The sequence below is a fragment of the Hyphomonas sp. ske169 genome (assembly GCF_056850855.1).
This window is the reverse complement of sequence record NZ_CP096146.1, coordinates 3377449-3396478: the sequence shown is the minus strand read 5'-3', so window position 1 is coordinate 3396478 and position 19030 is coordinate 3377449. Positions and strand designations below refer to the sequence as shown.

The 19030-nt window shown below is 55.2% G+C and carries 17 protein-coding genes and 3 tRNA genes; 6 read left to right on the top strand and 14 right to left on the bottom strand.

Features of this window, described 5'->3' with window-relative positions; all coding sequences use genetic code 11:
* Nucleotides 1-4: 4 nt before the first annotated feature.
* The 3 genes from MY069_RS16580 to MY069_RS16570 form a co-directional block, all read right to left on the bottom strand.
* Nucleotides 5-916, bottom strand: coding sequence for a phosphatidylserine decarboxylase (locus MY069_RS16580; protein WP_482794897.1), 912 nt, complete (start codon nt 914-916; stop codon nt 5-7).
* A gap of 14 nt (nt 917-930) precedes the next feature.
* Nucleotides 931-2769, bottom strand: a complete 1839-nt coding sequence (locus tag MY069_RS16575) for an ABCB family ABC transporter ATP-binding protein/permease (protein WP_482794896.1) — start codon at nt 2767-2769, stop codon at nt 931-933.
* 117 nt (nt 2770-2886) lie between these two features.
* On the bottom strand, nt 2887-5001 hold the full coding sequence (locus MY069_RS16570; protein WP_482794895.1) for a TonB-dependent receptor: 2115 nt from the start codon (nt 4999-5001) through the stop codon (nt 2887-2889).
* 223 nt (nt 5002-5224) lie between these two features.
* Here MY069_RS16570 and MY069_RS16565 point away from each other — a divergent pair, with 223 nt between their 5' ends.
* A complete protein-coding gene (locus MY069_RS16565) occupies nt 5225-5788 on the top strand; it encodes an LOG family protein (protein ID WP_482794894.1) in 564 nt (187 codons plus the stop codon).
* Between the two features lie 82 nt (nt 5789-5870).
* Nucleotides 5871-7940: an amidohydrolase family protein gene (locus tag MY069_RS16560; RefSeq protein ID WP_482794893.1), complete on the top strand. Its 2070-nt coding sequence runs from the start codon at nt 5871-5873 to the stop codon at nt 7938-7940.
* A gap of 12 nt (nt 7941-7952) precedes the next feature.
* On the opposite strand, the gene MY069_RS16555 is transcribed toward MY069_RS16560, so the two are convergent.
* Nucleotides 7953-8029: transfer RNA gene (locus MY069_RS16555), tRNA-Arg, on the bottom strand.
* Nucleotides 8030-8464: 435 nt separating this feature from the next.
* Between MY069_RS16555 and MY069_RS16550 the strand changes: the two genes are divergently transcribed.
* Together MY069_RS16550 and MY069_RS16545 are read left to right on the top strand one after the other, a co-directional pair.
* On the top strand, nt 8465-10075 hold the full coding sequence (locus MY069_RS16550) for a DUF1800 domain-containing protein (RefSeq protein WP_482794892.1): 1611 nt from the start codon (nt 8465-8467) through the stop codon (nt 10073-10075).
* A gap of 11 nt (nt 10076-10086) precedes the next feature.
* Nucleotides 10087-11502 (top strand): DUF1501 domain-containing protein, encoded by a 1416-nt coding sequence (locus MY069_RS16545; protein ID WP_482794891.1) that lies wholly within the window; start codon nt 10087-10089, stop codon nt 11500-11502.
* A gap of 10 nt (nt 11503-11512) precedes the next feature.
* On the opposite strand, the gene MY069_RS16540 is transcribed toward MY069_RS16545, so the two are convergent.
* The 6 genes from MY069_RS16540 to MY069_RS16515 form a co-directional block, all read right to left on the bottom strand.
* On the bottom strand, nt 11513-11818 hold the full coding sequence (locus MY069_RS16540; RefSeq protein WP_482794890.1) for an ETC complex I subunit: 306 nt from the start codon (nt 11816-11818) through the stop codon (nt 11513-11515).
* 25 nt (nt 11819-11843) lie between these two features.
* A tRNA-Pro gene (locus MY069_RS16535) sits at nt 11844-11920 on the bottom strand.
* A 37-nt stretch (nt 11921-11957) separates the two neighbouring features.
* Entirely contained in the window at nt 11958-12395 is a 438-nt protein-coding gene (locus MY069_RS16530) for a PaaI family thioesterase (RefSeq protein ID WP_482794889.1), read from the bottom strand.
* Between the two features lie 6 nt (nt 12396-12401).
* Complete coding sequence (locus tag MY069_RS16525) at nt 12402-12875, bottom strand: DUF192 domain-containing protein (RefSeq protein WP_482794888.1); 474 nt, start codon at nt 12873-12875, stop codon at nt 12402-12404.
* Nucleotides 12876-12930: 55 nt separating this feature from the next.
* Nucleotides 12931-13446, bottom strand: a complete 516-nt coding sequence (locus tag MY069_RS16520; RefSeq protein WP_482794887.1) for a cold-shock protein — start codon at nt 13444-13446, stop codon at nt 12931-12933.
* 101 nt (nt 13447-13547) lie between these two features.
* A tRNA-Glu gene (locus tag MY069_RS16515) sits at nt 13548-13622 on the bottom strand.
* 140 nt (nt 13623-13762) lie between these two features.
* On the opposite strand from MY069_RS16515, the gene MY069_RS16510 reads away from it, so the two are divergent.
* On the top strand, nt 13763-14374 hold the full coding sequence (locus MY069_RS16510) for a GNAT family N-acetyltransferase (RefSeq protein WP_482794886.1): 612 nt from the start codon (nt 13763-13765) through the stop codon (nt 14372-14374).
* Here MY069_RS16510 and guaB read toward each other — a convergent pair.
* A complete protein-coding gene (guaB, locus tag MY069_RS16505) occupies nt 14371-15825 on the bottom strand; it encodes an IMP dehydrogenase (RefSeq protein ID WP_482794885.1) in 1455 nt (484 codons plus the stop codon). The genes MY069_RS16510 and guaB overlap by 4 nt on opposite strands.
* A gap of 304 nt (nt 15826-16129) precedes the next feature.
* Between guaB and MY069_RS16500 the strand changes: the two genes are divergently transcribed.
* Nucleotides 16130-17305 carry a serine hydrolase domain-containing protein gene (locus MY069_RS16500; protein ID WP_482794884.1) on the top strand — a complete coding sequence of 392 codons (1176 nt, stop codon included), beginning with the start codon at nt 16130-16132 and terminating at the stop codon, nt 17303-17305.
* 13 nt (nt 17306-17318) lie between these two features.
* Here MY069_RS16500 and MY069_RS16495 read toward each other — a convergent pair whose 3' ends face one another.
* Genes MY069_RS16495 through MY069_RS16485 form a run of 3 tightly spaced genes read right to left on the bottom strand, consistent with a single transcriptional unit; the run spans nt 17319 to nt 19029 of the window.
* Nucleotides 17319-17504 (bottom strand): DNA gyrase inhibitor YacG, encoded by a 186-nt coding sequence (locus tag MY069_RS16495; RefSeq protein WP_482794883.1) that lies wholly within the window; start codon nt 17502-17504, stop codon nt 17319-17321.
* Nucleotides 17501-18538, bottom strand: coding sequence for a ribonuclease E/G (locus tag MY069_RS16490; protein WP_482794882.1), 1038 nt, complete (start codon nt 18536-18538; stop codon nt 17501-17503). Before MY069_RS16490 ends, MY069_RS16495 begins: the two co-directional genes overlap by 4 nt.
* A complete protein-coding gene (locus tag MY069_RS16485; RefSeq protein WP_482794881.1) occupies nt 18535-19029 on the bottom strand; it encodes a hypothetical protein in 495 nt (164 codons plus the stop codon). Before MY069_RS16485 ends, MY069_RS16490 begins: the two co-directional genes overlap by 4 nt.
* Nucleotide 19030: the final 1 nt, after the last annotated feature.

Genomic DNA, 19030 nt, shown 5'->3' with positions numbered 1-19030 from the left:
GAGATTACTCGTCATCCTGGACTTTGCGGGCTTCTTTTTTGAGGCGTGCAAACATTTCGGAGACATCTTCGTCTTCTTTCTCGGCCGGCTCATCTTCGCCTGAGAGCGCCTCAAGGGTGAGTTCGTCGTCTTCATCGATGACGAGTTCCGCTTCAACAGGCGCGTCGCCCGCCTCTTCTTCAACCGGGGTCTCTGGCTCTTCAGCGAGATCACGCGCAACGGTGTCAGCCGGGGCGCCGCCAAACCGCCCAATGATCGTCTCGGAGCCGATAAGTGTCTGTCCTGGAATGGGCAGAACGTTCATATTGGCGGGCACATAAAGATCATACCAGCCGCCCAAACGTAGCGTCCCAATTCCGCGTCCTAAGCGCACGGCATCGCCGGCCTCTTTGTCGATTTCCAAACGCGGCCCAAGTCCTCCGGTCGCATAGCGCATACCAACAGACCGCGCACCACTTTCCAGCGCCACAAACGCGACGGTCAGCCCCGGGCGATCCGGTTTCATCGCTGCGAAGGCCGCCGGATCGCCGGTCTCGCGAATGACATGATCAATCGCGCCATCCATGGGCGCGTAGATGCCATTTGTTTTCGTCGGCCCAACAGAGACGCGGACCCGCGTCCAGCCGCCGCCTGCGAGCCGCAGCTCATCTGGCGGAGTTGCTCCATCGACGGAGACAATCATCCCGTCCGTCGGCGCAACAACAATATCTTCAGCATCAGGAACCGTGCGTTCCGCTGTCCGCGTCGCCAAAAGGATAACAATCGCGGCAACGAAGCCGAGCCAGAACAACGGCCCCCAAATGATTCCGAGCAAGATCCCAACAAGCCAGGCGGCAAGCGCGCCGACATAGCCCTCTAAGTCGAAGCCGCTGCGCAACCAGGGAAAACTTTCGCGACTTAAATCACTATCGGACATGGAACCGGGGTCTCCTATTCTGCCGCCACTGCAAGCGCATCGCGCTTCGCCTGACGCGCCCACATATCGGCATATTCGCCCTTCGCTGCCAAGAGGTCTTCATGCGTCCCGCGTTCGGTTACCTCTCCTGCCTTCAGAACGACAATCTCATCAGCGTTTTGGACGGTTGATAATCTGTGCGCGACCATCAGCGTGGTTCGGCCTTTTGACGCTTCATCCAGAGCATCCTGAACGGCAGCTTCGGTGGCGCTGTCGAGCGCTGAGGTCGCCTCATCTAAGACTAGGATTGCTGGGTCGGCCAGGATCACACGGGCAATGCCGACACGCTGTTTCTCACCGCCAGAGAGTTTCAGGCCACGCTCACCAACTTTCGTGTCCCAACCGTCTGGCAAGCTCTCAATAAAGTCGAGCAATTGCGCGCGGCGTGCCGCATCCCGCAACTGGTCCATACTCGCATCAGGCTTGGCATAGCTGATATTGGATTTGATCGTTTCATTGAACAGGACAACATCTTGGGGCACCAAGCCTAAGGCCTGGCGCAGGCTTTCTTGGGTCAGGTCCCGCACATCTTGGCCATCGACCAAAACCCGCCCGCTCAACACATCATAGAAGCGGAATAAGAGCTTTAAGAGCGTCGATTTGCCAGCGCCGGAGGTGCCGACGAACGCGATCTTTTTACCGGCTGGCAGGTCGAAACTGATATCCTTCACCCCGACCGCGCGCGCGTCATGCGTAAACCCAACCCCTTCAAAGGTTACGCAGCCTTGCGGCTTTGTGAGCGTGACGGCATCTGGCTTGTCAGCAACTTCCGGCTTCATGCCGAGCAGGCCATAGAGCTTTTCCAAATCAACCGCGCCTTGCTTAATTTCCCGCCAAGCCCAGCCGAGGATGTTGAGGGGGGCGTAGAGCGATACAAATAGCATTTGCACTGCGATGATGCCGCCAATCTCCATAACGCCTTGAGTCACGTTCCAAGCCGAGAGAATGAGCGCGGCGGCCATGCCGGACATCATTACGAATGCTTGGGTCGCGTTCAGCACATACATGCTGCGAGCGGTTTCCACATAATGCGTATTATAGTTCTGCATCGCGTCGTTGAAGCGACGGGTTTCTCTGCGCTCCGCCGCGAATGACTTTACGGTTTCGAAATTGGTGAGAATGTCGACGGAAATGCCTCGAAAGCGGGTGTCGGCGATATTCATGCGGCGACGTTGGCGGACGCGCCACTCGGTTATCATGATGGTTGCTACGGCATAGATAAAGACGGTGAAAACCGCGATTAATCCAAGCCTTGGATCATAAGCAACAGCAAGCGCAATCGCCGCCAGGATCAATCGAACGAAAGTCGGACCGATATTGAAAGCGAGGAACCGAATGAGGTAATCAATCGCGCCCGCCCCTCGCTCGATCACGCGATTCAGCGCTCCAGTGCGGCGAGTTTGGTGGAAACCGAGCGATAGGCTTTGCGCATGACCGAAAGCATCCACGCAAGCAATCCGCTGGGCATCTTGGCTCACGGGCGAAAACAACCAATCCCGCAATTGCGGCATCGCGCGGGCCAAGAACTGTATGCTGAGCGCCAATCCGATCCACATGGCGGCGGGCCCAAAGCCTGCGACGATACCAGCGTCATCTGGAACCAGTTTATCGACCGCAATCCCGACCATGATTGGCGCAGCGACTTCCAATACAGCGGACGCCAAGGTCAGGATAATGGCCAGCACCATAACGGGTCGCCATTTCTTTAATTCAGGGCGCGCCAAAAGTTTAAGGATCCGGCCAATCGAGATCCCAATGCCGCCATCGGCGCTTTCGATTTTATCTTGGTCCGCAGTTTGAGAGTGAGCAGTCATAGCCCGCCATATGGGGCGGGTCGGACAATCTGCATAGAGCGGAAATTAATTCAGGCTGAATTTCAAATCCAAAAACGCCGCAGATTCTCTCGAACCTGCAGCGCCGGGGAGGAAACGCTAGAACCGACCACTGATTGTGATCTTAGCGTTCAGGGGTGCACCCACCGTTGCTTGGTGTGTGCTATGCGAAGTCGGGAAATAGACCTCATCCGTGAGGTTCTCGACATTCAGTTGGATCCGCAAATCATCAGAGATATTGTAGAACGCTGCTGCATCGACGCGCGTAAAGCTCGGCAATCTGGTTGTCGAACCGTCGCTGATCAGAGCCTCGTCTTGATAAGTCGCGCCGATACCGAAGCCGAGCTTGTCATTGATTTCGAAATTGTTCCAAACGGAGAAGGACTGCTCCGGCAATTCGCGGGGTTCCGCGCCTGAGGAGGTTTCGCCGCTGAGATTGCTATAGCCGGCCGAGATGAACCAATAATCGGTCAGCTGGCCTTGCAATTGAATTTCGAAGCCATCGACTTTGAGGCCGCGAGCGGTTTCGAAGCCATCATCGGTTTGATTGCGCTGGGTGCGGGTCTGCTCATTTTCGAAATAAGCCGCGGTCAGGCTGAGGGTATCGAGGAAGTCCCATTTCAGGCCGATTTCAGCTTGTTCAAAAATGTCCGGATCAAGTTGTTCGGTGCTATCACTCAGCGACGCATATTGCCCACCAGAACGCGGCAAGAAAGACTCGCTATAGCTGGCATAGAGCGAGATATTTTCTTGCGGCTTTACGATCAAACCGAGACGCGGAGAGATTTCCTCATCAGTGCGGCTGCGGGAGATCGGCGCTGTCGGATCTTCTGTATCAGTGACATCGATCTCAAAACTATCGAAGCGCGCGCCGAGCAGGATTTCGACATATTGGTTCACTTCGATTTGATCTTGGACATAGAATGACATGACCTGAACGTCAGCTTCATTGCGGTCGTTGATGTCTGAGAAACTCATTGTGACGGGGTCACCCGCAGCATTGACGCCAGCGCCATTGCGGAAGTTCAGTGGACGCGTCGCGAGGAAGGTCTCGCGGTCATTTCCAGTCGAAGAGAAAACCGGGTTGAACCGGTCATTGTCATTGCTGGTATCGAGGTATTCGACCCCGCCAATGATCGTGTGGCCAATGCTCCCTGTGTCGAACTCGCTGACAAGGTTACCGGCCAATGTGAAGCGTTGGCGCTGCGTCGTATCCACATAGCCGTCGAGCTGAACAATGTTCGTGGCTTCGGTGTATCCAGACGCGTAGAAGTTCTGATACAGCTTATCATAATCGCCATAAGCGACAGTGACATTGCCTTTTAGATTGTCATTGAATGTGTGCTGCAAATTGGCGCGAAGAATGTGCGCTTCAAACTCAGCTGTGTTGAGATCCGCATCGCCAAACGTGATGTCTTTCAGGGCTTCGACGGGCTCGCCATCGTCTCCGGTCGGGATACCACGATCGATGAAGCGCTCATGATTGGCGTATTCATAGGACAGATCGAGCGTTGTTTCGGGCGACAATGCGATACGCGCGGTCGGGTTGATGCCGTAATTATCGCCATCATAGAAATCGCGATGGTTGTCGAGGCTCTCATAAAACGCGTTGATCCGGATCGCCGCATTATCAGACACGTCAAAATTTGAATCCAAAGCAAGATCGAACCCGCCGAACGAGTCGACGCCCGCTTGATAGCTGTTGAAACGCTCGCCAAGCGCCCCCTTCTTGGTGACGCGGTTTAGAACGCCGCCCGTGCCGCCACGACCGAACAGAAGCGCATTTGGGCCACGCAGAACCTCAACTTGCTCGAGATTATAGAGCGAGCGGTAATATTGGACATCGTCACGGACGCCATCGACAAAAAAGTCCGCTGTCGACCGAACCCCACGGAAAACGATCGCATCGCGATGGCCTTCGCCTTGCGTGTTGTTCACGCCAGGAATGTAATCAATCACATCGCCAATGCTGTTAAAGCCGCGCTCCAGGATCTGATCCGCAGTTACAATTGACAGGCTTTGCGGCACATCAATGATCGGCGTCGGCGCTTTGAGCGCATTGACCTGATCGGCATAGAGATATTGTCCGACAACAACCACCGCATCTTGCACGAGTGCTTCGCTATCATAAGCGTCTTGCGCGAGGGATGCCGGGCTTGCAGCCAGCGCGGAAATGGCAACAGCTGAGAGGAGCTGCGCTTGAAAACGATACATGGAGTCCCATTCCTCAATACTAATTGATCTCCGCATAGACTCATCGAGATTGCAAATCAATCGCAACTAGACACGAAAATGACAATCAGTCGCAGTTTTATCACAGTCGGGACTTAGATCACTGACGCTTCATGCCCCACCCCGGATCACGACAGCGCTTTTTCCTAGTGTTTGGAGATAACTTCCTTTAAGGGTCCAAGGGTTTGAATCGAAAGTAAGATGTATGGGCAAGTTAAAGTCAGTTTGTGTTTATTGCGGCTCCTCGAATGATGTGAAGCCAGACTATTTGCGGCTCGCGCAGGACCTGGGTCGCACGCTCGCTCATCAGAACATTCGACTGGTCTATGGTGGAGGCGGCGTTGGCCTCATGGGAGCTTGCGCCCGCGCCACCCATTCTGAAGGTGGGGATGTGCTAGGCATTATGCCGCGCTTCCTGCTGCAGAAAGAGCGAATCTTCGAGGAAGTGCCGCATGAAATCGTTGATGATATGCACACGCGCAAGCAACGCATGTTCGACGAGAGCGATGCGTTTATCGTGCTCCCAGGCGGGATCGGTACTCTCGAAGAAGCCGTCGAAATGCTCAGCTGGGCGCGTCTTGGATTGCACGCCAAACCGATGGCTTTTTTAGACGAAGACGGCTTCTGGGCGCCCTTCTTCGAGCTGATGGATCACATCATTGATGGCAAGTTCACACCGGAAGAGTTCCGCGCCGCTTTGGTCCACGAACAAACGCCAGAAGCCGCAATCCAGGCGCTCAGCGACCGGGTCGTCAAACTTGGCGACTAGTTAAGTATTGAGGCGACGAGCCTTCAGAGACTCCGGAAGTTTCCTATGCTAACCAGAACCATCAGGTTTTGGGAGAGCTGGTGTGAAACTGAGAAAATTCATTGAGCGCGCGGTGCTTGGCGGCACTGTTACAATTCTTGCGGCATGTTCCGCGCCACAGGAGGGTCCGGACACTGAGCCCTCAGAATCCTCGGATACGGCGACCTACCATGTCTTTGTCCAAGGCACCAATATCGGTGCGGTTGAAGCCACGCCGACCGAAACCGGCTACAATGTCTTTTATGAGTACCGGAATAATGGTCGCGGGCCGACGATCAACGAAACCATCACGCTGAGCGCAGACGGTCTCCCAATTGGTTGGACCGCCAAGGGCAACACAACGTTCGGCAATGCCGTTGACGAGTCGTTCACACTTGAAAACGGAATTGCGAGCTGGACGGACTCAACTGGTACGGAACAAGCAACGGTTTCGGAACCCACGCTCTATGTTGCGCAGAATGGCAGCCCGTTCGGACTAGCGGTGACCGCAAAAGCGCTACTTGCAGATCCAGACAATCAGATGCCCGCCCTTCCTGGCGGCACTCTGCGTCTCGATATGCTCGAAACCATCGACGTCACAAATGTGGATGGAGCGGTAAGCCAAGCCACGACTTATGCGCTTTCGGGCACAAGCTACAATCCAACCTATTTCTTGATGCAAGACAGTCAGTTTTTTGGCTATGTTTCGCCAAGGATGTCGATCCTGGCAGAAGGATTTGACGGCGAAGACGAACGCTTACGCGGTCTTGCCGCTGAATATGGCGCGCGGCGCTATGAAGAAATCCAGGCACGCACAGTTCGTAGCTATGATCAGCCAATCCGAGTTCAGAATGTTCGCCTGTTCGATCCGGCGACTGAAAGCATTGGCGATCTCGTCTCCGTTACCGTCCAGGATGGAATGATATCGGCAATTGAAGCTGCGGATGCTTCGTCGCCGGGCGAGATCAGCATTGAAGGTGCAGGCGGCACCCTCGTGCCTGGCCTGTTCGAAATGCACGCCCATCTCGGCCAACAAAGCGCCCTGTTGAACATCGCAGCTGGCGTAACCACGGTGCGTGATACAGGAAACGACAATGAGGTTCTATCCGACCTAATTGAGAAGCTTGAAAGTGGTCGACTCGCGGGTCCTGAAGTCTTTCGCAGCGGCTTCATCGAAGGACGAAGCCCATTCAACTCAAACAATGGGATCTTGGTTGAGACCGAGGCACAAGCAGTCGCGGCCGTAGACACTTATGCGGATCAGGGCGTGTTTCATCAGATCAAGATCTACAATTCAATGAACCCCGATTGGGTCCCGGCTATGGTCGAGCGAGCGCGAGTAAGAGGGCTGCGCGTCACCGGTCACGTCCCTGCCTTCTCCAATGCAAATCAAATGATCGACGCTGGTTATGATGAGATGACCCATATCAATCAGGTCATGCTCGGTTGGGTCTTAGAGCAAGGCGAAGATACGCGCACCCTGCTCCGGCTAACGGCGCTTAAACGATTGCCTGCCTTGGATCTAACGGCTGATAACGTAAAAGCCACTCTGGACGCGATGATTGAAAACCAGGTTGCAATCGATCCAACCTTGGCCATCCATGAAGCCCTGCTCTTGTCGCGCAATGGCGTAATCAGCGCCGGATCAGTCGACATCATTGATCACCTTCCGGTCAATGCTCAACGGCAAGCGAAAACCGCTTGGGCAGCCATCGAGTCCGACGAAGACGATCGGGCCTATGCCGAAGCTTTCGAGCAAATCAAGCGCACGCTCGCCTTGATGCGCGAACGCGGGATTTTTATGGTGCCAGGGACTGACCTTGGCGGCTCATTCGCCTATCACCGCGAGCTGGAACTATACCAAAGCATCGGTATGGAACCCGGAGAGATCCTCGCCTGGGCCAGTCAAGGCATGGCCGATTATCTTGGCGCTGGCGACCGGTTAGGTTCAATTTCGCCTGGCAAAGAAGCCGATTTCTTTCTCATTGCCGGGGACCCCACAGAAGACTTCAAAGCGATCAAAGCGATCTCAATGGTCGTCGCGGATGGAGACATCTATTTTCCCAGCGAGATTTACCCAGAATTCGGCATCAAGCCCTTCGTTGAAGCGCCGCCCCTGACCGAACCTAATTAAGCCCATTATCTCTGGCGACCCCTGCAGGATTCGAACCTGCGACCGTCCGATTAGAAGTCGGGTGCTCTATCCAACTGAGCTAAGGGGCCTTCAGAGGGCTTGCCTTAATCTGAATGTCTGAAAATTTAAAGCCGTGATTTGTGGTGCAAGCTGCATCCAATCGCGGCTTTTGGCGCATCTTATCAATACCAAGCGACGGAGTTCGCTCTGGTTATCGTTAAACCTTCGTCATGTCGGCGAGAAAAAATCCGGCCGATAAAAATTCGTTTATTAAGTGAATCGGCGAAGACTGCGGGAGTACTAGGGAGGAAGGGATGCGTTCAAACAAGATGAGGCTGTTCGCGCAGAGCGCAGCGCTAGCTCTCGTTTTAGGGCTTTCTGCATGCGGGGGCGGCGGTGGCGATAGCGGCTCTATCCCAGGCGGCGTTGGAACGTCGCCACCACCTCCGCCCCCTCCTCCTCCACCCCCGCCTCCTCCGCCGCCGCCATCGAGCTCAGCCTTTTCTACAGAAGCCTCGACAGCTTTGTTTCTATCCCAAGCAACGTTTGGCCCGACCCAATCAGAGATCACGCAACTCACAGGCACCGCGCCATCAGACTGGATCTTGGCCGAATTCAACAAGCCTGCCAGCTTGAACTTAAACTATGTCCTGACCGAAATCGCAGAAGATGGCGCGCGCGATGATCAGGGGCAGCTATCCTTCGAGAAAAGGCAAACCCCAACCTTCTCTTTCTGGATCAATGCGATTGAAGGCGATGACCAATTGCGGCAGCGGATGGCGTTCGCGCTCTCCCAAATCCTGGTCATTTCTCACGCGGAGGGGAACTTCCTGTTCGAAGTGCCCAATACGGTCGCGCATTATCAGGACATCTTGGTTAGCAACGCCTTTGGCAACTATCGCGATCTACTTGAAGACGTGACTTATTCGCCCGCCATGGGCGAGTATTTGACCTATTTGCAGAATGTGAAAGGCGATCCCGCCACAGGCCGAATGCCGGATGAGAATTATGCACGCGAAGTCATGCAGCTCTTCTCGATCGGCCTCGTCAATCTCAACATGGATGGCAGTCCGATTACGCAAGGTGGCGCAACAATCGAAACCTATTCGAACGCTGATGTGACCGGCCTCGCTCGGGTTTTCACCGGCTTGAGCCTCTCTGGCGGAGAGTTCTTTTTCGACTTCAGAACGATTCCAGAAAACGCCTTGCACACCCCGATGGAGGCGTATCCGGAGTGGCATTCTGAGCTCGAAAAGACCTTCCTCGGCACTACCATTCCCGCAGGAACCGGGCCTGAAGAAAGTATTGATATCGCCCTCGACACGCTCGTCGATCACCCCAACACGCCGCCATTTTTGGCCCGGCAATTGATCCAAAGATTTGTCACCAGCGATCCTGAACCCGATTATATCGGCCGGGTCGCGACAGCTTTTGCAGATGGCCAATATGCGCTTCCAAATGGGTCTGTCGTTGGGGATGGCCGCCGCGGCGATCTATCCGCAACGATTGCGGCGGTCTTGTTCGATCAGGATGCGCGAGACGCGTCTAATCGCGATGAGACCCAGTTTGGCAAGGTCCGAGAGCCAGTTCTACGCTTCATCCAATGGGCGCGGGCGTTCGACGCGGGTACGATCACCCCCGAACACACATTCCCCCTCTGGAATACAAGTTTTGGCGGCGGCCTTTCACAAGCGCCGTATAAGTCTCCCTCTGTGTTCAATTTCTATCGGCCTGGCTATGTGGCGCCTGGCACGGAAACCGGCGCCGCGGGCCTGACCATGCCCGAGCTTCAATTGGTGAACGCGAATTCGATTTCCAATTATGCGAACTTCATGACTTATTTTGTGTTCGCTTTTGCAGCCAATGGGTCTGATGAGGCTTCGACGACGAGTTTCATTCCTGACTATTCAGATGAATTGGCGCTCGCCACCGATCCGGCCGCGTTGGTTGATCATCTCGATCTGTTGCTCGCCTTTGGATCAACATCGGAAGAAACGAAATCAACCATCATCACCTTCTTGAACGATATTCCGCTCGAGGACCCGAACGATCCCGATTATGACGGGCCGTTTTTGCGCGTCGGACTATCGATTCTGATGATGATGACATCACCAGATTACGTCGTGCAGCGCTAGGAGGACCTGATATGAAAACCACTCGTAGAACTTTTCTGACCGGCGCCAGCGCGCTCAGCGCAGCCACACTCGCAGGTCTTGGCAGCTCCCTCTCCGCCTTCCAAGCCAGCGCGGCCGAAACCTCAGGGTATAAAGCCATTGTCTGTCTGTTTTTCTTAGGCGGGCTGGATGGTCACGATACAGTCCTCCCATATGATCAAGCCGCCTATGACCGGTACGCAGAGATTCGAGCACCCTTGCTTGGCCTGTATAATAATATGCAAGGGGGCTCGACCCGGGCGCGGGATCGATTGCTGCCGCTCAACCCAAGCAATGCCGCAGATTTTGGTGGACGCCAGTTTGCGCTGCCAGAGGAGTTGAGCGGCATTAAAGGCCTGTTCGATGATGGCAACGCCGCGATTGTGGGCAATGTCGGCCCGCTCATTCAACCGATCAATAAAACCCAGTTCGAGAATGACAGCGCGCCGCAACCCAAGCGCCTGTTTTCTCACAATGATCAACAATCGACTTGGATGTCGAGTGAACCTGAAGGCGCGCAATTTGGCTGGGGCGGGCGTTTCGCAGACGCTGTGTTAGCGGCAGGAGCCAATCCCGGGGCACAAGACTTTTCAACAATTACCAGCCTTGGCAATGAGCTCTTTTTGACCGGTTCAGAAGCTAGCCCCTATCAAATCGGACTGGATGGCGCGCCTGAAATCGATGCTCTGAATTTCTTTGCGGGCGCGGAGAATCAAGCTGATCCCAATTCGATTTATCAAAAGCTCAGAGACCATTTTGAGGCGATGGACTTTAACAGTTCGAACCTGATTGATCGGGATATCGCGACCGCCATGCGGACCGCGCTCACGACCAATGAGACCTTCAACCAAGCGTTTGAATCCATTCAACCTTTTGCGACGGCATTTCCACAAAACTTCCTCGGGCAACAGCTGCAAGCGGTCGCTAACACGATCGCAATTCGCGACGCACTCTTGGTCAATCGCCAGGTATTTTTCGTCGCGATTGGCGGCTTTGATACCCACTCCAATCAAGCCAACGACCTGCCCGCCCTTCAACAAGAAATCGATGGCGGCGTCGTCGCCTTCTATCAAGCGATGCAGGAGATTGGCCTCGGCAATGATGTGACGCTGTTCACCGCGTCAGACTTTGGACGAACCCTCGCGATCAATGGCGACGGAACCGATCACGGTTGGGGTAGCCACCATTTCGTTATTGGAGATGCGGTCCAAGGCGGCCAGATCTATGGCGATATCCCGCCTTTTGATTTCGGTCATGACCAAGACGCGGGCAGCGGAAGATTGATCCCAACCACTTCGGTCGAGCAATTCGCCGAACCGCTTGGGCGCTGGTTTGGATTGACAGATTCCGAGATTGCGGCGGCGTTGCCGAACCTATCGAACTTCAGCGCGGGGCCGACATTCGTTTAGTGGGGCTCGTTTAGTGAGTCCAAGGCTGCTTGCGATTGGCAGCGAAATTCTCTGAATAAGATTTCACCAAGCGCTTCACTTCGCGCGGCTCTTCGACCGCGAAGATCAGGCCCTCGCGCTTTGCATAGGCGATGGCCTGTTCGCGGCTATCAAAGTGAAGACGGACTTGGCCCGTCATATCATCGATACTGGTCCAGCCCATGACTGGATCGCTCGATCTTTTGGCTCCGGAGACGTACTCTAATACCCAATCTTTCGTTTTGCCGCGGCCAGATTGCATAGCAGTCTTCGCAGGCTTGTAGATACGGGCATCCATGTAGACCATCTCCTAGAGAAGAAACTGGTCGGAGCGATAGGATTCGAACCTACGACCCTCTGGTCCCAAACCAGATGCGCTACCAGGCTGCGCCACGCTCCGGCCTCCCGGTATACTGTCGGTTTTTCGGGTTTCAACCCTATTTTTGCTGTCTTCGCAGTGTTCTGAATGTCGCATCTGCGCGCGCGGCCAATCGCTCGCCATTTATCAAGAAATCCGCAGAAACATGAACCAAATCATGCGCGTGGCTTTGGACGGTCGGATGCGCTTCCAACCAATTGTGCAGCCGAACTGTCTCTAAAAAGTGCAAGGTCAGTTTTAGCGTGACTGACATTTTCTGCGTTTCGGCCCAAACCGCCATGGCAAGCGAACGATCTGCGAAGGCGCTGGCCATGCCGCCATGCAGGAAACCCATGCTGTTACAGTGGCGATCTAAGACAAAAAGCCCGCTGCGCGCGTCGCCTTTCGCGCTCGCCTCATAAACCGGTCCATTATGGTTGGAGAATTTTCCGCGAGACCGGGAGAGCGCAAAGCCTTCCGGCACAACGAGATGCGCGGGAAGGTCTTCTTCTCTCATAAAAAGCTATTCCGCAGGCGTTTCTGCGCTGGCATTCCCGAACAATGGGTGCTGCACCGTATCGCCTGGCGAGATTCCAAGCTCTGCTGCGAGGCCGCCATTCAGCTCGAGCACCGCCCGCACCGGCACGCCCGGTGAGATGGTCCGCAAAGAACCAGGCACCGTGTTGCGAGCGATCATCTCAATATAACCATCTTCGGCAATGAACAACATATCCAATGAAATCAGTGTATTCTTCATATACATTGACGGCTCACGCGGCGGGTTGAAATCGAACAGCATGCCTTTGTCAGCATCCATGCTCCCGCGTTCCATAAGGCCAAACGAGATCTCATCACTATCATTTGCGACTTCGACGGAAAACTCGTGCACGCTGTCGCCTGAGAGGATGGAAAGCGGGGTTACTTCCATTGGATCGGCTAAGGCCGGGCCAGAACACAAAGCGAGGGTCGCGAAAGCGGAGAAAAGAATACGTTTCATGCCGGTATGTCTAACTGCGGCTCAGATTGTCGGCAAGCAGGTCGGGCAGAGATCGCTATTTTTTTACCGCGATGACGCTTTCGCCCTTATTGCCGCTGCCGGCGACGATATCGAGCGACATTCCGGTTTCCAAACTGTCGAGGCCCGCCCGGCGCATAACTGAGATATGGATAAAGATATCAGCGGCGTCCCCCGGCCGGTTTACAAAGCCAAAGCCTTGCGCAGCATTGAACCATTTCACGATCACACGCTCATAAACTACGGCCTCGCCCTTATCGCGCATAATCGACGCTTTTGGACGGTCCATTTCGATAATATTGAGGACCTGCCAGCCGCGCTCGCGCTCAACGATATCGCACACAATCCGCGCACCTTCATCGGCTGAGCTTTCGCCATAAGCGCGCAAACACGAGACATGCAGCATGACATCTTGATTCAGCATCACGCCTTCAACGGATTCTGGCACGATAAATCCATAGCCCTTCACCGTGTCGAACCATTTGATTCGGCCGATCAGGCGTACGCCTGGTTCAGGACCCATATCTGGAACTTGTTCAGCCGCGTTACTCAAATCACACCCCCGTGTTAACCATATCGATAGACCGGGACGAGGAATCTGTCACGCAGCTTTGCTCATAGCGACAGCAAAAACTGACATGACGGTGATAAAAGTGGCACTCCCTAGGGGAATCGAACCCCTCTTTCCAGGTTGAAAACCTGGCGTCCTAACCGATAGACGAAGGGAGCGCGCGGTTGAGGGGCCGATATAGACAAGCCGGAAAAGCCTTGCAACCTTCTTTGGCGGCCTGAATGAATTTTTTGCAGCGGATTCTGAATTGAACCCCGTCAGGCTTGCAAATCCCCCGCCCCTCGCACACAAAGATTGAATGGAAATAGACCTTTCAGGAAGCGATTTACGCCAAGCAGCGCCCCAAGACTGGCGCGAGGTTGCCGATATCACCGCCGAAGCCTTCGCCAACGACCCAGTTAACAATTATGTATTTGGCAAACAGAACTCGATCCGGTCCATGTACCGGGTCATGGCGCGAGAGATGTATGTCCCATCTGGGCTTTGCCATATTCACGCAGCCGGCGGCGCGACGATGTGGATGCCGCCAGGGGTCGAAGCCGCGCCCAGTCAGTTCGGACTTGCAAAATTTGCGCTCGGACAGCTGCGCCATGGCACATTCGGCGCGATCAAACGCGGATTAGCGATCTCAGAGCTGATGCAAGAATGGCATCCCAAGGATCCGCACTTCTACCTCTTCGCGATTGGCACGACTCAAAAAGCGCGCGGAAAAGGCGTCGGAAAAGGACTGCTCCGCCCCGTCCTCACCGCCTGCGATGCCGCCGGAATGCCCGTCTATTTGGAAAATTCCAATCCAGACAATACTGGCTTTTACGCCTCCCACGGGTTCGAACGGATGGGCCTGTTCCAAGTCGGCGATGAAGACAGCCCAATTATGGAACCGATGTGGCGAGAGCCGAAGGCGAGCTAGCCCCGGCTCAGCGAATAATTCGGGGCCTCGCGGGTCATTTGGACGTCGTGGACGTGGCTTTCATGCAGGCCTGCGCCGGTGATCTGAACAAATTGAGCGCGCTTGTGCAGCTCTTCCATAGTCGGGGCGCCGACATAGCCCATCGCGGCGCGTAAGCCGCCGACCATTTGGTGCACGATGGGTCCGATTGGGCCTTTGAACGGGACTTGGCCTTCGATGCCTTCAGGAACCAATTTGTCGCTCGCTGCATCCTTTTGGAAATAACGGTCCGCAGATCCGCGGGCCATCGCGCCGAGGCTGCCCATGCCGCGATAGGCTTTGTAGGAGCGGCCTTGATAGAGGAAGACCTCGCCCGGCGCTTCTTCGGTTCCGGCAAACATGGATCCCATCATTGCCGTCGATGCGCCCGCCGCCAATGCTTTGGCAAAATCGCCCGAAAATTTGATACCGCCATCCGCGATAATCGGTGTGCCCGTCGCCTGAGCCGCGTTTGCACAATCTTCAATCGCAGTGAGCTGCGGCACGCCGACCCCTGCTACGATCCGTGTCGTACAAATCGAACCTGGACCGATCCCGACTTTGACCGCGTCAGCGCCCGCATCGATCAAGGCTTTCGTGGCGTCGGCCGTTGCGACATTTCCCGCAATGATCTGAACCGCGTTGGAAATTTTCTTGGCTCGCGTCACGGCCTCGCCAACGGCTTTGGAGTGACCATGCGCGGTGTCGATGATTACGGCATCGGCGCCCGCTGCGATCAGAGCTTCGGTTCGTTCGAAGCCAGCATCCCCGACCGTAGACGCCGCCGCGACTCTCAATCGTCCGCCATCATCTTTCGCCGCGTTCGGGTTTACGGCGGCTTTGTCCATGTCTTTGACGGTGAGCAGTCCGATGCAATTGCCGCCATCATCTACGATAACGAGCCGCTCGATCCGATGCTTGTGCAGCAATGTGCGCGCTTCATCGATCGGCACGTCCATAGTCACCGTGACCACATCGCGGGTCATCAAGCTTCCGACGCGTTCGTTCAGATCGGGCGCAAATCTCATATCGCGATTGGTCACGATACCAACGAGTTTGCCTTTCTCAACCACTGGAATACCAGAAAAACCGGTTTGCTCCTTCAACGCCTTCAGTTCCGCGATGCTCGCCGAGGGTTCGATCGTGACCGGGTTCATCACGACGCCGCTTTCAAACTTTTTGACCTGGGTCACCTGCGCCGCTTGCTCCTCAATTGAGAAGTTGCGGTGAACCACGCCAATGCCGCCAGCTTGCGCCATAGCGATGGCCAGGCGAGCCTCGGTAACCGTGTCCATGGCGGCTGAAATCAGCGGAATATTGAGACTGATCGATTGAGTGAGACGGGTTGAGACATCGACCTCGGACGGTGTGACCTCACTCGCGCCGGGCTGCAAAAGCACGTCGTCAAAGGTGATCGCTTGTCGGATATTCATGTGGGGAGCTCCCTTTTTGGCTCCCTAATTGAGTCACTTTCGAAGGGCAAGCCCTATTTGTGTGACGATTTCGTCGATCGTCTCACCGTGCCTTCTTTAAAGCTTTGTAACTCTTGTACTGAGGGATTTGCATCCCGCGGCAAGGCGTGTAGCCCAGCAATGAACCCACTGCGTTGATTTTGATTCTAATCGAAAGCGATGCAGCATGTTCGCACTTCCCCGTTTACTCGTCTTTACTTTGGCCTGTTGGGCTGGATGTTGGGCGAACCTGGCAGAGGCGCAGTTCGCTCTGAGAGAAGAGGTGATGGTCACCTTAGATGCCGAAATGAAGACCCTTGTCGACACGCGCAAAGTCGCCAATGTGTCATACGGTCTTTGGCAAAATGGAGACCTAAAAGCCGAAGGCTATTATGGCTCGGTTAGTTCGGAAAATTGCGAGACTGTCTCCGATACAACGATCTATCGAATCTATTCTATGACGAAGCCGATCACAGCGATCGGCATGCTCATTCTCATGGAACGTGGCGCATTTGAGCTGGATGACCCGATCACAAAAATACTCCCCGAGTTTGCAGAGACTGAAGTGCTTGCAGATTATGACGAGGACGGAAATCTATACACCTATCGCCCGCCGGCTCCGCCAACGATGCGCCAATTGCTAAGCCATACGGCGGGTTTCGCTTATGGCAATCAAGCAAACTCCGTGATCGACCGTCGCCTGATCGAGATGGAGATCATGAGGTCGCGAACCTCTTCGGATTTGATCTCTAAAGTCGCCAGCCTGCCTTATGCCCGCGCCCCAGGCGCAGAATGGCAATATTCAATTGCCTCAGATCTCCAAGGCGCGATCATCGAGCGAGTCGCTGGCGAATCTCTAGATGCGTTTTTAACCCGCGAGATTTTCGACCCTCTGGGCATGCGCGACACTGGATTTTATGTCGCCCATGACCAGCTCGACCGCATCAGTGGCGTAACCGAGTATGCGCCAGGCAATTTGACCTATATCGATTATGAAGCTGCAGACTTCGCATCCCAAGCACAATACTTCTTTGAAGGCGGCAAAGGTCTCTACTCAACCCAGGCCGATTATTCGCGATTTCTAACCTTCTTGATCAAGGATGGACAGGTTGGCGGGCGCCAACTTTTACAGCCGGAGACACTGAAAAAATTTCGCACAAACAAGATTCAATATCGTGGAAAGGCGAGTACGGTCAGTCGATCGGGACAATCTGCTGGACTAGGTTTTGGCTTTGGCGTGGGAACGATTGAAAATTCCGCTGTCTCGAAACTGGCCGCTCCAAAGAGCAGCTATTATTGGCGAGGCGCACTAGGCACTTGGTTCTGGGTCGACCCCGAGAATGACCTATTCTTTATTGGAATGGTTCAATCGCGGAGTGGATTCGAGGATGATCTACTGCAGGAAAGCATGCGGATTATCTATGGCCCGCCAGCGGTTTCAGACGCTCATGATCCGGCTTAGTGGCGACACCTACTTAGGCGTCTGACGGATCGGGTTGTCCCGGCACTTCATCAGCTTGCTCAGCCGGGCGGCCAGGAATGGCGTAACCGCCTTTTAGCCAACGCGATAAATCAACATCGGCGCACCGTTTGGAGCAGAACGGTTTGAACTCGGCAGCGACCATTCGGGTTTCGCAGACGGGGCACTTCTTCTTGCTCATCTTTTCCTCATCCTGCTTTCCAAATTCGGGCTTTCGCTGACCGATAATCGCGCCCCGAAATGTTTCTCAATTGCTGCATCGGCATCGGTTCGGCGCTCTAAATAGGCCTGCCAGACGGCGCCGCCAAGGCTCAATTCGTATAACTGCATCGGATTTACTGCTGCCACACGATCCGCCTCGCGCAACAGCGCCAAGAGATCGGTCTCAGCTGGCGCGGCTTCAATCTGATCCGCCAGAGGCATGAAGCGCCAAGGCACGGACACTTCCATGAGTCCGAGCGGGGATGGCTTCAGCGTTTTTGCGGGCTCCAACCCAAGTGCCTTAAACGCCGCTTGCGTCTTAGATTGCAGTTGGTCCCGCGCGCCTGCATTGAGCGGCCCAACACAATCAAGCACCACATTGCCGCCCAGGCCGCGCAAACTGATTTGCCGCGCCATTTCTTGCGCCGCCTCTGAATTGATGGATAGCGCTCTGGCGCCAGCGCTGCCGCGAGCCGCCCGACCCGCCGTATCAATATCGACTGCGGTCAAGGCGCGCGTCCGCTCAATGTGAAGGCGACCGCCCTTTGGCAGAGAAAGCGATGGCGAAAGTGCGTCATCAATGGTCGCGGCAACGAAGTCTGCCTCTTCGATCGGTTCACCGTCTGGCCCAGTCGGCAGCTGATCCCGCCATAGCTCAAACGCAGATTGATCCGTGATCGCGCCCTCGAACCGCGTGACCCGCGCCAGTTTATCGCGGCGCGCCTCGCTGCTGATCTGCACCCGACACAAGGCCCCTTCTGTGAGCCCATCGCGCGATTTGAGGCGTAAGAACGCTTCCTCGCCCGAGGTGAGTTCCACGAACGCGCCTTGGACATCATCCGCAAACTTCCGAAGTCGCGCATTGGACACAGCCCCAAATCGGGCGCGACCTCCCTGCCCTAGCCAGCGCTCTATGAAGATGTGGCATGGCCGGCCGTCCGCATCTGTCGCAACAGCACGAAACTCGCCCGGCGCGTTATGGGTGTAGAGGCATGGGTGGTTTGCCGAGCTCATTCAGGCTGGCAGGCCCGCAGCCCGAGCACTGGGAGTTTGGTCAACCAGCCTTCTTGATCGGTCAGACTGATCAAGCCATCGGCAATGCGCTGCCCGCCATTCATCGCTTCGCCTGGCGTGAATGACAGGGTCGCTTCTCTGCCATCCTCGGACAGGTAACGCGTTTCGGTATTGAACTGGCCAAAGATTTCACCGCCTGCGCCGATCTGCACCAGCGAAATCGGGACCTCTGATTGCGCGAACACGGCCTCACCAGATAGCGCTTTGGAAAAGAAGATGAACTTGCTGGTGTCTGTTTGGCTCCAAAGGAATAAGCCGCACTCGCCTTCCAGTAATTCTTGAGGCCCGAGGCCGGAGGACGGAACACTATCGATGGCTGGCTTCAGGGCCAGCATCCGGGCGCGTTCTTCAAGTGGATCAGCGTCAGGGGTTGAACGACAGCCCGAGACCAAAACCAATAGTGCGGTCGATGCCAGAATAAGAGACTTCATG

Excerpts from the sequence above, each read along its gene's own strand:
- MY069_RS16485 (WP_482794881.1), bottom strand. The coding sequence starts at position 19,029 with ATGAAGTCTCTTATTCTGGCATCGACCGCACTATTGGTTTTGGTCTCG.
- MY069_RS16495 (WP_482794883.1), bottom strand. The coding sequence starts at position 17,504 with ATGAGCAAGAAGAAGTGCCCCGTCTGCGAAACCCGAATGGTCGCTGCC.
- MY069_RS16545 (WP_482794891.1), top strand. The coding sequence starts at position 10,087 with ATGAAAACCACTCGTAGAACTTTTCTGACCGGCGCCAGCGCGCTCAGC.
- MY069_RS16575 (WP_482794896.1), bottom strand. The coding sequence starts at position 2,769 with ATGACTGCTCACTCTCAAACTGCGGACCAAGATAAAATCGAAAGCGCC.
- MY069_RS16490 (WP_482794882.1), bottom strand. The coding sequence starts at position 18,538 with ATGAGCTCGGCAAACCACCCATGCCTCTACACCCATAACGCGCCGGGC.
- MY069_RS16500 (WP_482794884.1), top strand. The coding sequence starts at position 16,130 with ATGGTCACCTTAGATGCCGAAATGAAGACCCTTGTCGACACGCGCAAA.
- MY069_RS16525 (WP_482794888.1), bottom strand. The coding sequence starts at position 12,875 with ATGAAACGTATTCTTTTCTCCGCTTTCGCGACCCTCGCTTTGTGTTCT.
- guaB (WP_482794885.1), bottom strand. The coding sequence starts at position 15,825 with ATGAATATCCGACAAGCGATCACCTTTGACGACGTGCTTTTGCAGCCC.
- MY069_RS16570 (WP_482794895.1), bottom strand. The coding sequence starts at position 5,001 with ATGTATCGTTTTCAAGCGCAGCTCCTCTCAGCTGTTGCCATTTCCGCG.
- MY069_RS16530 (WP_482794889.1), bottom strand. The coding sequence starts at position 12,395 with ATGAGAGAAGAAGACCTTCCCGCGCATCTCGTTGTGCCGGAAGGCTTT.
- MY069_RS16540 (WP_482794890.1), bottom strand. The coding sequence starts at position 11,818 with ATGGATGCCCGTATCTACAAGCCTGCGAAGACTGCTATGCAATCTGGC.
- MY069_RS16565 (WP_482794894.1), top strand. The coding sequence starts at position 5,225 with ATGGGCAAGTTAAAGTCAGTTTGTGTTTATTGCGGCTCCTCGAATGAT.
- MY069_RS16510 (WP_482794886.1), top strand. The coding sequence starts at position 13,763 with ATGGAAATAGACCTTTCAGGAAGCGATTTACGCCAAGCAGCGCCCCAA.
- MY069_RS16580 (WP_482794897.1), bottom strand. The coding sequence starts at position 916 with ATGTCCGATAGTGATTTAAGTCGCGAAAGTTTTCCCTGGTTGCGCAGC.